This is a genomic window from Rhodanobacter sp. DHB23 (assembly GCF_014842975.1).
Classification (GTDB): domain Bacteria; phylum Pseudomonadota; class Gammaproteobacteria; order Xanthomonadales; family Rhodanobacteraceae; genus Rhodanobacter_A.
Map to the genome: position 1 here is coordinate 32025 of NZ_JACYXK010000011.1, position 13277 is coordinate 45301.

Annotated in this window: 14 protein-coding genes and 1 pseudogene; all 15 read left to right on the top strand. The window is 69.6% G+C overall.

Going from position 1 to position 13277, the window contains the following annotated elements; all coding sequences use genetic code 11:
* Window positions 1-9: 9 nt before the first annotated feature.
* Window positions 10-1002, top strand: coding sequence for a flagellar motor switch protein FliG (gene fliG / locus IHE47_RS00315; RefSeq protein ID WP_343227408.1), 993 nt, complete (start codon window positions 10-12; stop codon window positions 1000-1002).
* Window positions 1002-1634, top strand: a complete 633-nt coding sequence (locus tag IHE47_RS00320; RefSeq protein ID WP_192102989.1) for a FliH/SctL family protein — start codon at window positions 1002-1004, stop codon at window positions 1632-1634. The genes fliG and IHE47_RS00320 overlap by 1 nt, the downstream gene beginning before the upstream one ends.
* On the top strand, window positions 1631-2998 hold the full coding sequence (gene fliI / locus IHE47_RS00325; RefSeq protein WP_192102990.1) for a flagellar protein export ATPase FliI: 1368 nt from the start codon (window positions 1631-1633) through the stop codon (window positions 2996-2998). Before IHE47_RS00320 ends, fliI begins: the two co-directional genes overlap by 4 nt.
* A complete protein-coding gene (gene fliJ / locus IHE47_RS00330) occupies window positions 2995-3420 on the top strand; it encodes a flagellar export protein FliJ (protein ID WP_192102992.1) in 426 nt (141 codons plus the stop codon). The genes fliI and fliJ overlap by 4 nt, the downstream gene beginning before the upstream one ends.
* A 284-nt stretch (window positions 3421-3704) precedes the next feature.
* On the top strand, window positions 3705-4718 hold the full coding sequence (locus tag IHE47_RS00335; protein ID WP_192102994.1) for a flagellar hook-length control protein FliK: 1014 nt from the start codon (window positions 3705-3707) through the stop codon (window positions 4716-4718).
* 553 nt (window positions 4719-5271) lie between these two features.
* Window positions 5272-5751: a flagellar basal body-associated FliL family protein gene (locus tag IHE47_RS00340; RefSeq protein ID WP_192102996.1), complete on the top strand. Its 480-nt coding sequence runs from the start codon at window positions 5272-5274 to the stop codon at window positions 5749-5751.
* An 11-nt stretch (window positions 5752-5762) separates the two neighbouring features.
* Window positions 5763-6779 carry a flagellar motor switch protein FliM gene (gene fliM, locus IHE47_RS00345; RefSeq protein WP_192102998.1) on the top strand — a complete coding sequence of 339 codons (1017 nt, stop codon included), beginning with the start codon at window positions 5763-5765 and terminating at the stop codon, window positions 6777-6779.
* A complete protein-coding gene (gene fliN / locus IHE47_RS00350) occupies window positions 6776-7123 on the top strand; it encodes a flagellar motor switch protein FliN (protein WP_192102999.1) in 348 nt (115 codons plus the stop codon). Before fliM ends, fliN begins: the two co-directional genes overlap by 4 nt.
* On the top strand, window positions 7120-7536 hold the full coding sequence (fliO, locus tag IHE47_RS00355) for a flagellar biosynthetic protein FliO (RefSeq protein WP_343227407.1): 417 nt from the start codon (window positions 7120-7122) through the stop codon (window positions 7534-7536). Before fliN ends, fliO begins: the two co-directional genes overlap by 4 nt.
* 11 nt (window positions 7537-7547) lie before the next feature.
* On the top strand, window positions 7548-8363 hold the full coding sequence (gene fliP, locus IHE47_RS00360) for a flagellar type III secretion system pore protein FliP (RefSeq protein ID WP_225561518.1): 816 nt from the start codon (window positions 7548-7550) through the stop codon (window positions 8361-8363).
* Window positions 8364-8523: 160 nt separating this feature from the next.
* Window positions 8524-8793 carry a flagellar biosynthesis protein FliQ gene (gene fliQ, locus IHE47_RS00365; RefSeq protein WP_192103001.1) on the top strand — a complete coding sequence of 90 codons (270 nt, stop codon included), beginning with the start codon at window positions 8524-8526 and terminating at the stop codon, window positions 8791-8793.
* On the top strand, window positions 8790-9557 hold the full coding sequence (fliR, locus tag IHE47_RS00370; RefSeq protein ID WP_192103003.1) for a flagellar biosynthetic protein FliR: 768 nt from the start codon (window positions 8790-8792) through the stop codon (window positions 9555-9557). The genes fliQ and fliR overlap by 4 nt, the downstream gene beginning before the upstream one ends.
* A gap of 14 nt (window positions 9558-9571) precedes the next feature.
* Window positions 9572-10705, top strand: coding sequence for a flagellar biosynthesis protein FlhB (gene flhB, locus IHE47_RS00375; RefSeq protein WP_192103005.1), 1134 nt, complete (start codon window positions 9572-9574; stop codon window positions 10703-10705).
* Window positions 10706-10723: 18 nt separating this feature from the next.
* Window positions 10724-12814: a flagellar biosynthesis protein FlhA gene (flhA, locus tag IHE47_RS00380; RefSeq protein ID WP_192103007.1), complete on the top strand. Its 2091-nt coding sequence runs from the start codon at window positions 10724-10726 to the stop codon at window positions 12812-12814.
* Window positions 12815-12935: 121 nt separating this feature from the next.
* Window positions 12936-13277, top strand: a pseudogene (locus IHE47_RS17700) (flagellar biosynthesis protein FlhF); the annotation flags it as partial.

Consider the following 13277-nt stretch of genomic DNA (forward strand, 5'->3'; position numbering starts at 1 on the left):
GATCCCGCCATCACCGGCGCGCAGCGCGCGGCGATCCTGTTGCTCACGCTTGGCGAGCAGGACGCGGCCGAAGTGCTGAAGCACCTGAGCGCGCGCGACGTGCAGGCCGTGGGCACCGCGATGGCGGGACTGTCCAGCGTGTCGCGCGAGCAGGTCGAACACGTGCTCGACAAGCTCGACGAGGACATGGGCCGGCAGACCTCGCTAGGCGTGGGCACCGAGGAGTACATCCGCAAGATCCTCACCAACGCGCTGGGCGAGACCAAGGCCGGCGGCCTGATCGACCGCATCCTGCTCGGCCGCAGCAGCAAGGGCCTGGAATCGCTGAAGTGGATGGAAAGCCGCGCGATCGCCGAGATGATCAACCAGGAGCACCCGCAGATCATCGCGCTGGTGCTGGCGCACCTGGAGCCGGACCAGGCGGCCGAGGTGATCGGCTACCTGCCGCCGCGCACGCGCAGCGACGCGGTGATGCGCATCGCCACGCTCGACGGCGTGCAGCCGCATGCGCTGAACGAGCTGGACGAGATCATGGAACGCCAGTTCAACGGCAACACCAAGAAGCTCAAGTCCGCCAACGTGGGCGGCCTGAAGGCGGCCGCCAACATCCTCAACGCGATGGACAGCAGCCGCGAAGCCGAGCTGATGACGGCCATCCGCGGCCAGGACAGCGCGCTGGGCGGGAAGATCGAGGACCTGATGTTCGTGTTCGAGGACCTCGCCGACCTGGACGACCGCGGCATGCAGACCCTGCTGCGCGAAGTGCCCTCGGGCATCCTGATCACGGCGCTGAAGGGCGCCGAGCCCGGGATACGCGAGAAGATCTTCTCCAACATGTCCAAGCGCGCCGCCGACATGATGCGCGACGACCTCGAGGTGAAGGGGCCGGTGCGCCTGAGCGAAGTCGATGCCGCCCAGAAGGAAGTGCTGGCCGCGGCCAGGAAGCTGGCCGACGCCGGCCAGATCAACCTGAGCAGCGGCGGCGGGGATGAGTACGTCTGATGGTCGCCATGATCCACGATGCCAAGGCGGAATTCCGGCGCTGGGAGATGCCGAGCTTCGATGCCGCACCTGAACCCGAGGCGGCCGCCGAGGAGGCGCCGCCGCAGCCCACCGTGCGCGACCTGGAAGCGCTGGAGCAACAGGCGCGCGACGAAGGCCGCCTCGCCGGGCTGGCCGAAGGCCGTGCTGCGGCACGGCAGGAGCTCTGCCAGCGCGTGGCGCAATTCGATGCCGTGTGCGTGGCGGCGACGCGCCCGCTGCAGGCGCTCGACGAACAGGTGGTGCAGGAGCTGACGCGGCTGGCGATGGTGGTGGCCAGCCGGGTGATCGCGCGCGAGCTGCAGCTGTCCCCCGAACTCATCGCGCGCGCCGTGCGCGAGGCGGCCAATGCGCTGCCGGCGGCGACCCGCGAACTGCGCGTGCACCTGCATCCGCTGGACCTGGCCCTGCTGCAGAGCATGGGCTCGGCCGAGAGCCACTGGCAGCTGCTGGCCGATCCCGGGCTGGAGCGCGGCGACTGCCGGCTGGAAAGCGAACACTCGCGGCTGGATGCACGGGTGGAAACCCGACTCGCCGCGATGGTCGATGCCGTGCTCGGCGAAGCCGCGGAGCCGGCAGGCGGCGCCGCATGAGCGCCGCCGTCGATCCTGCCGCGTGCAACGAGGGCTGGCGACGGAAGATCGCGCGGCAGACCGCGCGCGCCGAGGCCGCGCATACCCTGACGGTGGAGGGCAGCCTGCGCCGCGTGGTCGGCCTGACCCTGGAAGCCGAAGGCTGCGAGGCCGCCCTGGGCGCGCGTTGCCTGGTCGATGCCGCCGATGGCGACAAGCTGGAAACCGAAGTGGTCGGCTTTGCCGACGAACGCCTGCTGCTGATGCCGGTGGACGACATGCGCGGCGTGTTGCCGAATGCGCGTGTGCGCCCCTTCGTGCGCAGCGGCGGCCTGCCGGTGGGCCTGCACCTGCTGGGCCGCGTGGTGGGTGCCGACGGCCTGCCGCTGGACGGCCATGGGCCGCTCGACGTCGACGAACACGCCGCGCTCAAGCGCGAACCCATCAACCCGATGGCGCGCAAGCCCATCGACGCGCCGCTGGACGTGGGCGTGCGTGCGATCAACGCCCTGCTCACCGTGGGCCGCGGCCAGCGCCTGGGCCTGTTCGCCGGTTCCGGCGTGGGCAAGTCCACCCTGCTCGGCATGATGACCCGCTACACCAACGCCGACGTGGTGGTGGTGGGCCTGATCGGCGAACGCGGCCGCGAGGTGAAGGAGTTCGTCGAGCACACCCTGGGCGAGGAAGGTCGCCGCCGCGCGGTGATCGTGGCCGCGCCCGCCGACGCGCCGCCGTTGAAGCGCCTGCGCGGCGCGCAGTACGCCACCGCCATCGCCGAATGGTTCCGCGACCGCGGCATGCGCGTGCTGCTGCTGATGGATTCACTGACCCGCTACGCGCAGGCCCAGCGCGAGATCGCGCTGGCGATCGGCGAACCGCCGGCCACCAAGGGTTACCCGCCGTCCGTGTTCGCGATGATGCCGGCGCTGGTCGAGCGCGCGGGCAACGATGCCGAGGGCAAGGGCTCGATCACCGCGTTCTACACCGTGCTCACCGAGGGCGACGACTACCGCCACGACCCGATCGCCGACGCCGCGCGCGCGATCCTCGACGGCCACATCGTGCTTTCGCGCGACCTGGCCGAGGCCGGCCATTACCCGGCGATCGACATCGAAGCCTCGATCAGCCGCGTGATGCCGCAGGTGGCGTCGCGCGAGCACCTGCAGGCGGCGCAGCGTTTCCGCCGGGTCTACTCGGCGTACCGCCAGCAACGCGACCTGATCGCGGTGGGCGCCTACCAGCGGGGTTCCGACCCGCAGGTGGACCAGGCCATCGAGATGTGGCCGCAATTGCGCGACTTCCTGCAGCAGGAGGTCCATGAGCCGGTGACGCTGGCCGAAGCCATCGAGCGGCTGGCCATGATTGCCGAGCGGGTGGTCGCATGACGCCGCGTTCCGAACGCCTGCAACCGGCCGCGGACCAGGCCCGCCAGAAGGCCGAGGATGCGCTGGGGAAATTCGCCGCGCAGCAGCAGGCGCTGGCCAAGGCCGAGCAGCAGCTCGAGGAGCTCGAGCGCTACCGGCGCGAATACGCCGGCGTGGGCGAAGGCGCGGTCAGCGTCAGCGCGCTGCTCAACCGCCAGCAGTTCGTCGCGCGCATCGACCAGGCGATTGCCCAGCAGGTCGCCGAGGTGGGCCGCCAGCGGCGTCGGCTGGACCAGATGCGCGACCACTGGAAGAAGGCGCATGCGCGCGAAAGCGCGCTGGACAGCGTGATCGCGCAGCACCAGGAACACGAACGCCGCGCCGAGGACCGGCGCGAGCAGGCCGAGATCGACGAACGCATGCAGCACCGGCGGCCGCGCTGACGCGCCTTGCGCGATCCCGCACCCGCCTCCGGCAGAGGAGACCTTGCATCATGGCAGCACCAGCCGTACTTCCCCCGATGCCCGCCGCGCCCAGCACGCCCAGCGCACCGGTCCCTATGCCGGGCAGTGATGCGCAGGGCACGGCGTTTGGCCAGCAACTGCAGGCCATGCGTTATCCCTCATCCGGCGGTGCATCGTCGTCCGGGGCATCGAATACGCCGCCAGCGGCGAGCAAACAAGGCAATCCACCCTCCACGGCGGCGAAGCCCGCGCAGGAGTCGCACATGGCAACGGTAGGCCCGGCGTCTGCAACGCCAGCGGCGGGCGCGGCGCCGGCAAGCGCGTCGTCCAAGGCGAATGCCGCCGCGAACGGACAGGCGGCGGATGCCGCGCTGGCCGATGCCACGTTGGCGGCGATGCCCCAGGGCACGCAGGACGGCGAGGGAACGGGCGACGTCGCACCGAAGGCGTCCGGGGCGAAAACCGGAACGACCGACGACGAAGGCGCGGCCTCGCTGGCGGGCGCCATGCTGGCCATGCTTGGCCAGGTGAACGGCAACACGGCGGGTGCGCAATCAGATGCGGACGACGGCGCGGTTTCGGCGGATGGATCGTCGTCGGGGCACGCCAGGGCGGCCATGCTGCAGCAGGCCCTGGGCGCGAACGGCCAGGCCGCGGCCACCGATGCCGCAACGGGCGCCACGGCGGGCCATGCCGCGGCACTCGCGGACTTTTCCAGCCTGTTCAATGCCGCAGGCGGCTCGTCGACGGGAACGGGCGACGACACGCAGAAGGGCAGCCCCGGGCTGGATGCGCTGGCCTTCGCCAGCGCTCCCCTGACGATGCAGGCGGCCAATGTGCAGGCGCCGCCGCCGCAGTTGCAGATGTCGTCGCCGGCCGGCAGCGCCGGTTTCGCCGGCGAACTCGGCCAGCAGGTGATGTGGCTGGGCCAGCAAGGCATCCAGCAGGCGAAGATCCGCCTGAATCCGCAGGACCTGGGGTCGTTGGACGTGCATGTCACCGTGAACCAGAGCCGCATCGACGTGGTGTTCAGCGCGCAGCATCCGGCGGCCGTCACGGCTGTGCAGCAAAGCCTGCCGCAGCTCGACAGCATGCTGAGCCGCCATGGCCTCTCGCTGGGCCATGCCGAAGTGGGCCAGCAGGGCAACGGTGGGCATCCGCGTGGCGAGGGCGGCGGCGCGTCGGCCACTTCCGGCGACGAGGCCGGCGAAGTGCAGGGCGTGTCCCTGCCCGTCGCCATGACGAGCCGCATCGGCCTGCTCGACGCCTTCGCCTGAGAGCCTGCCCTGGGCCTCTTGATGCTGTGCGCAGGGGCATCGGCGGGGGCCGGGCGGGACTGGCGGCAAAGTCGCTGGGCGATTGCCGCATCCGCCGCTCGCGGGGCTGAGCTGCGGCGTCCCGCACGTTGCGAGCCCGTCCAGGGTTTCAGCGGGTCGGGCAATGTCCTTACCTCTTGGCGGTCCCGGCGATCCGGGGCGCTCCCCTTCGCATGCTCCACACGCGGACGGAGAGAGACTGCAGCCTTTGGGCAGTCACATCGCAGGGGATAGGGGGCGGTTGAACATCGGCGGGCATGCGCGGTGCAATCCGTGCTTCGCACGGCACCGGCGTCGACCTGGTGCCATCCACGCTGTCCGATGGCAGGTGTCGCCAACGCGACGCGGCGAAATCACGGCGTGCGTCAAGAAAGCGCCGTCGCTTCCGTTTTCCCTGCAGCGATGGCCACGAACGAGCCATGGTGAGGGATAACATGCATGGCACGCGGATTGCTTCCACTCCGCAGGCGCGCCGATGCGCGCATCCCCAACAATCGAATGCATCGAGGTTTCCATGGCCGACGAAGAACAGGCAGCGCCAGCATCGGCGCCACGCAAGTCGAAACTCCTGGTGGTGATCGGCGCGGTGGCCGTGCTGGCGTTGGCTGGCGGTGGCTATTTCTGGCACATGGAGAGCGCCGCCCGTGCGCAGGCCTCCGCCGAGGCGGCCTCCAAGATCGATCTGTACCTGCCGCTGGATCCGCCCTTCGTGGTGAACTTCAAGGACGGCGACTCGCTGCGCTACCTGCAGGTGGCGGTGACGCTGATGTCGCACGACCAGAAGGCGCTCGATGCGGCGAAGGACGCCAGCCCGGTGGTCCGTGACGCGCTGGTGTCGCTGTTCAGCAACCAGGATTTCTCGGTCATCAGCAGCGCCGACGGGCGCCGCAAGTTGCAGGACCAGGCGCTGGCGACCGTGCAGAAGATCGTCAAGGAACGCACCGGCAAGCCCGGCATCGATGCCTTGTACTTCACCAGCTTCGTGATGCAGTAAGGATCGCGCCCATGAGCGACCTGCTTTCACAGGACGAAATCGACGCGCTGCTCGACGGCGTGACCGATGGCGCGGTGGAAACCGGCAGCGACCAGCCGCTGCCGCGCGATGCGGTGCTGTCCTACGACTTCACCCAGCAGGATCGCATCGTGCGCGGTCGCCTGCCCACGCTGGAAATGGTCAACGACCGCTTCGCCCGCTACTTCCGCACCGGCGTGTTCAACGTGCTGCGCAAGACCGCCGAGGTGTCGGTGCTGGGCGTGAAGATGGTGAAGTTCGCCGAATACGTGCACGGCCTGGTGGTGCCCACCAACCTCAACCTGGTGAAGATCAAGCCGCTGCGAGGCACCGCGCTGGTGGTGTTCGAGCCGAGGCTGGTGTTCAGCGTGATCGACAACTTCTTCGGTGGCGACGGCCGCTTCCATGCGCGCATCGAAGGGCGCGACTTCACCGCCACCGAGAACCGCGTGATCCAGATCCTGCTGGGCGAGCTGTTCACGGCGATGGTCGAGGCCTGGGCGCCGGTGCTGGGCCTGTCGTTCGAATACCAGAACTCGGAGATCAACCCGCAGTTCGCCAACATCGTCAGCCCGACCGAGACGGTGGTGGTCTCGCGCTTCCACGTCGAGCTCGACGGCGGCGGCGGCGAGATCCACCTAACCCTGCCGTACGCGATGATCGAGCCGATCCGCACCCTGCTCGACGCCGGCGTGCAGAGCGACCGCGTCGACCGCGACGACCGCTGGGCGGAGCTGCTGCGCGACGAGGTGCTCGACGCCGAGGTACCGCTGAGCTCGCAACTGCTCGACCTCGAGATCACGGTGGGCGACTTCCTGCGCCTGCGTCCCGGCGACGTGATCCCGGTCCAGCTGCCCGAGTTGGTCACCGTGTACGCCGAGGACGTGCCGCTGTTCCGCGGCCGCTACGGCCAGTCCGGCGGCCGCAATGCCATCCGCTTCCAAACCCAGGTCGGGCGACGCGAAATGCGTAGCGCCGGCGAGCAGACCAGCAGAGAAGAAACCGCATGAACCAGTCCAATGAAACCGTGGCCGACGACGCCGGCGAGCCGGTCCAGTTCGACGCGCTGCGCGGCGGCCCCGCCGGCAATGGCGAAGTCAACCTCGACATGATCCTGGACGTGCCGGTGACCCTGGCGATGGAGGTCGGGCGCACCCGCATCAGCATCCGCAACCTGCTGCAGCTCAACCAGGGTTCTGTGGTGGAACTGGACCGTGCCGCCGGCGAGCCGCTGGACGTGTTCGTCAACGGCACCCTGGTCGCGCACGGCGAGGTGGTGGTCATCAACGAGAAGTTCGGCATCCGCCTTACCGACGTGATCAGCCCCGCCGAGCGCGTGCGCAAGTTGCGGTGACCGGGATCGTGGCCGGGTTATCGACAATCGGGAACGGCTTCGCCGCGCTGGCGCCGGCCGCGTTGCCGGCGGCGGACGTCGACGTGGGCGGCGAATTGCTGCGCGTGCTGCTCAGCCTGGTGGCGGTGGTGGCGCTGATCTTCGTGGCGGGCTGGTTGAGCCGGCGCCTGCAGGCGCGCAGCCGGCCCGGCGGCCGGCGCATCCGCTGCGTGGAGACGATGGCGGTGGGCGCGCGCGACCGCGTGCTGCTGCTCGACGCCGACGGCAAGCGCCTGCTGGTGGGCGTGGGCCCGGGCGGCATGCGCACCCTGCACGTCTACGAGGGCGCGGCGCCGGTCGAGGCCGACCCGCCGGCGCTGCCGGCGGTTCCCGACATCGCGCAGTTGCTGTCGCGCTGGAAGGGCAAGTCGTGAGCGCCGGTCGCCTGTCCTGCACGCGCTGGCTGCTCGCGCTCGTCCTGCTGCTGTTGCCGCTGTGCGCAGCGGCCGCGCCGCAGGCGGTGCATGGCGCCGCATCCGCGCCGGCGTTGACGATGCCGGCCAGCCCGCCGGGCCTGGGCAACACGGGCCTGCCCGTGCTGAGCGTGCGCGAGGCGCCGGACGGCACCAGGAACTGGACGCTGTCCCTGCAGATGCTGGCACTGCTCACGGTGCTGACCATGCTGCCGGCGATCGTGCTGATGATGACGTCGTTCACCCGCATCATCATCGTGCTGAGCTTCCTGCGGCAGGCGCTGGGCACGCAGTCCACGCCGCCCAACCAGGTGCTGCTGGGACTGGCGCTGTTCCTCACCCTGTTCGTGATGTCGCCGGTGTTGAACCGCGCCTACGACGACGGCGTGAAGCCGTACATGAGCGGCCAGATGAGCGCCGAGCAGGCGCTGCCCGCGGCGACCGCGCCGTTCAAGCGCTTCATGCTCGACCAGACCCGCGAGGCGGACCTTTCGCTGTTCACCAAGCTTTCCGGCGCGCAGCCCTACGCCAGCAAGGCCGACGTGCCGTTCACGGTGGCGATGCCGGCCTTCCTCACCTCGGAACTGAAGACCGCGTTCCAGATGGGCTTCCTGCTGTTCATCCCCTTCCTCATCATCGACCTGGTGGTGGCCAGCGTGCTGATGTCGATGGGCATGATGATGTTGTCGCCGACGATCATCTCGCTGCCGTTCAAGATCATGCTGTTCGTGCTGGTGGATGGGTGGACGCTGCTGCTGGGCACGCTGGCGGGGAGCTTCTACACATGAGCGCCGCCACACACATCACTCCCCTCTCCCGCTTGCGGGAGAGGGGTTGGGGGAGAGGGGCTTTTGCCGTCGCCGAAGGGTTTCATGGAAAGCAGTCGTGCATCGTGCGCGCCGGAAGCCGCGGCATGACGGCTTGTCACGTGCGGAAAGGGCTGCGCCGATGACGCCCGAGTCCATCATGGGGATCGGCCAGCACGCGCTGTACGTGGCGATGCTGGTGGCCGCGCCCTTGCTGCTCACGGCGCTGCTGGTGGGCCTGCTGATCGGCGTGGTGCAGGCGGCCACGCAGATCAACGAGATGACGCTTTCCTTCATCCCCAAGCTGATCGCGATGGCGCTGGTGATGCTGATCGCCGGGCCGTGGATGCTGCACCTGCTGGTGCAGTACACCACGCAGGTGATCGAGAGCCTGGCCGGGGTGGTGCGGTGACGACGCTGGACGTGGCCCTGCTGCTGCCGTGGCTGGGCCGCTTCCTGTGGGCGCTGGCGCGCGTGGGCGGGCTGTTCCTGCTGGCGCCGGTGTTCAGTTCCTCGGCGATGCTGCCGCGCGTGCGGCTGAGCCTGGCGCTGATGCTTGCCGCGATCCTGGCGCCGCTCGCGCCCGCCACGGTGGAGGTGGTCGGCATCGCCGGGGTGGTCACGCTGGCGGGACAGGTGGTGATCGGCGCGACGGTGGGGTTCGTGCTGAAGCTGGTGTTCGGCGCGGTGCAGTTCGGCGGCGACCTGGTGGGGCAGAGCATGAGCCTGAGCTTTGCCCAGGACGTCGATCCGCAGGCCGGCGGCAGCACCGGCGTGCTGGGCCAGTTCTACCTGACCCTGGCGAGCCTGATCTTCCTGGCGATGGACGGCCACCTGCAACTGATCGCCTTGCTCGCCGGCAGCTTCCATGGTGCGTCGTCCGCATCGATGATCGACGCCGGCGGCCTGCACGCGGTGCTGGCCTTCGGCACGCAGCTGTTCGGCGGCGCGGTGCGCGTGGCGCTGCCGGCGATGACCTCGCTGCTGGTGGTGAACATCGGCTTCGCCGCGATCAGCCGCGCCGCGCCGGCGATGAACCTGTTCGCGGTGGGTTTCCCGATCACGGTGACGCTGGGCTTCGTCGCCCTGTGGCTTTCGCTGCGCAGCCTGCCCGGTGCGTTCGAGGCCCTGCAGGCCGATGCATGGGAGCTGATGCGGCAACTCCTGGGCTCGTGAGCGGGAGCTGAGCAGTGGCCGACGACAGCGACCAGGAAAAAACCGAACAGCCGACAGAAAAGCGGCTCAAGGAATCGCGCGAAAAGGGCGACGTACCGCGATCGCGCGACCTTTCCGGCGCGGCGGTGGTGATGGCCGGCGTGGCGGCGTTGATGGCCGGCGGCGAACGCTCGTTCGAGCATGCGCAGCGCATTTTTTCCCTGGGCCTGGGCTATTCGCGCGAGGCCCTGTTCTCCGACGCGCTGCCCCAGCGCACGCTGGGCGCGGCGCTGCACGAAGCGCTGTCGCTGTTCGCGCCGGTGGCGCTGGCCACGCTGGTGGCGGCGCTGCTCGCACCCACCCTGCTGGGCGGGATCAACTTCAGCGGCAAGGCGCTGGAACCGAAGTTCGAGCGGCTGAACCCGATCGAGGGGCTGGGCCGCATCTTCGCGATGCGCGGGCTGGTGGAACTGGGCAAGGCGCTGCTCAAGGTCATCTTCATCGGCGGTGTGCTCGCGCTGCTGCTGCGCCACTGGCAGGACGCGCTGCAGACCACCGGGCGTGGTTCGGTGGCGGCCGGCATCACGCAGGCGATGGGCCTGATGGGGCAGGCGGCGTTGTGGTTCGGCGGCATCCTGGCGCTGATCGGCGGCATCGACGCGGTGTATCAGAAGTACGACCACGGCAAGCGGCTGCGCATGAGCCGGCAGGAGATCAAGGACGAGATGAAGGAGAGCGAAGGCAGCCCCGAGATCAGGGGCCGCATCCGTCAGGTGCAGATGGCGCAGGCGCGCCGCCGCATGATGCAGGAACTGCCCAAGGCCGACGTGGTGGTGGTCAACCCCAGCCACTTCGCGGTGGCGCTGCGCTACGACGACGGCCGCATGGGCGCGCCGCGGGTGATCGCCAAGGGCGTGGACGTGCTGGCCATGCAGATCCGCCAGGTGGCGGCCAGCCACCGCATCCCGCTGGTCGAGGCGCCGCCGCTGGCACGAGCCTTGTATGCCACCACCAAACTGGATCAGGAGATCCCCGCCGCGCTGTACGTGGCGGTGGCCCAGGTACTCGTCTACGTCTACCAGCTCAAGCAGGCTGCGGCGCATGGCGAGGCGCCGCCGGCCGCACCGAACCCCGAGGTCGATCCGGATCTCATGGGGCCTTATCGCTAACAGGCACGAGTCAAATCCATGACGGGCACGCAGGTACTGGGCAGCTTCAAGCAACTGGCGCGACGGGGGCTTGGCGCGCCGGCGATGATGCTGGTGATGCTGGCGATGATGATGTTGCCGTTGCCGCCGTTCCTGCTCGACATCCTGTTCAGCTTCAACATCGCGCTGTCGCTGGTGATCCTGCTGGCGGTGGTCTACGTGATGCGGCCGCTGGAGTTCGCCGCGTTCCCCACCGTGGTGCTGATGGCCACGCTGCTGCGGCTGGCGCTCAACATCGCCTCCACCCGCGTGGTGCTGCTGCACGGCCATGACGGCGCCGGCGCCGCGGGCAAGGTGATCGAGGCCTTCGGCGAGTTCGTCATCGGCGGCAACTTCGCGGTGGGCCTGGTGGTGTTCGCGATCATCACCATCATCAACTTCGTGGTGGTGACCAAGGGCGCCACCCGCGTGTCGGAAGTGACCGCGCGCTTCACCCTGGATTCGATGCCCGGCAAGCAGATGGCGATCGACGCCGACCTCAACGCCGGCCTGATCAACCAGGAGCAGGCGCGCGAGCGCCGCCAGGAAGTGCGCGAGGAAGCGGACTTCTACGGCTCGATGGACGGTGCCTCCAAGTTCGTGCGCGGCGACGCCACCGCGGGCATCCTGATCCTGCTCATCAACATCGTGGGCGGCTTCTTCGTGGGCGTGATGCAGCACGGCCTGTCCGCCAGCGAGGCGGCGCAGACCTACACCCTGCTCACCATCGGCGACGGCCTGGTGGCGCAGGTGCCGGCGCTGATGCTGTCGGTGGCCACCGCGATCATCGTCACCCGCGTCTCCAAGGCGCAGGACATGGGGCGGCAACTGGCCCGCCAGGTGTTCGGCCAGCCGCGCGCGCTGGCGGTGGCGGCGGCGGTGCTGATCGTGATGGGCCTGATCCCCGGCATGCCGAACCTCGCCTTCCTGCTGCTGGGCGGCGTGTGCGGCGGCGCGGCGTGGCTGCTGTCCAAGCGCCAGCGCGAGACGCGCCAGCAACTGGCCGCCGACACCGCGGCGGCGCCGGCCCCGACGGCGCCCTCCGAGCGCGTGGAGCTGGGCTGGGAGGACGTCACCACGGTTGATCCGCTGGGCCTGGAGGTTGGCTACCGGCTGATCCCGCTGGTGGACACGCACCAGGGCGGCGAGCTGATGGGGCGCATCAAGTCGGTGCGCCGCAAGCTGTCGCAGGAGCTGGGCTTCCTGGTTCCCGCGGTGCACATCCGCGACAACCTCGACCTCGGCCCCACCACCTATCGCATCATGCTGATGGGCGTGCCGATGGGCGAGGCCGAGGTGCATACCGACCGCCTGCTGGCGATCAACCCGGGCCAGGTGCACGGCACCGTGCCGGGCATCGCCACTCGCGACCCGGCCTTCGGGCTGGAGGCGGTATGGATCGAGCTGGGTCAGCGCGAGCTGGCGCAGGGCTACGGCTATACCGTGGTCGATCCGGCCACCGTGATCGCCACCCACCTGTCGCACATCCTGCAGGGCCATGCGCACGAACTGCTCAGCCACCAGGACGTGCAGCAACTGCTCGACCGCCTGGCGCAGAGCGCGCCCAAGCTGGTCGAGGACCTGGTGCCCAAGCGCCTCACGCTGGGCGTGGTGGTGAAGGTGCTGCAGAACCTGCTGGCCGAACGCGTGCCGATCCGCAACATGCGCGGCATTGTCGAATCCTTGGCGGAGAACGCCGGCCAGAGTCAGGATCCCGGCGTGCTCACCGCCGCCGTGCGCGTGGCGCTGGGCCGCCAGATCGTGCAGGAGATCGCCGGGCTGGGCACCGAGATCCCGGTGGTCACGCTGGCGCCGGAACTGGAGCAGATCCTGCTCGGCTCGGTCTCCGGCGGCGGCATGGCGGGCGCGGCGGTGGAGCCTGGCCTGGCCGACCGCCTGCAGCAGGGCGTGGCCGAGGCCGCGCGCAAGCAGGAAATGAGCGGCGAACCGGCCGTGCTGCTGGTCGCGCCGCAACTGCGGCCATGGCTCGCACGCTTCACCCGTCACGTGGCACAGAACCTGCACGTACTGGCCTACAACGAGGTGCCCGACAACCGTCGGGTGCGCTTGGTGCAGGCCTTGGGGCGGTAAGAACCGGGATTTCGGGAGACGGGATTCGGGATTCGGAAAGCGGTGCGCGGCGGGTTTGTAGCGATCTGGCTTTTACCGAATCTCGACCCTCGTCCGCCGAATCCCTCTCGCGGAGCAACACATGAAGATCAAACGTTTCGTGGCGCCCGACATGCGCCAGGCGATGCGCGAAGTACGCGAGGAGCAGGGCTCGGATGCGGTGATCCTGTCCACGCGACGCCTGGACAGCGGCATCGAGGTGATCGCCGCGGTCGACTACGACGAGGGGCTGGTGCGTGAGGCGGCCAAGCACGGCCTGCCGGAACTGGTGGCGCTCCAGCCGCCGGCGAAGCCGGACGCGAAGGCGTCATCCGCGCCACGCCCGGCCACGCCGGCGTCGTCCCGTGCCGCCGTGCCGGCCCCTGCGCCCGCGCCGGTGGCGAAGCCGGCCCCTGCGCCGCAGCGTGCGCCCGTCGCCGCGCCG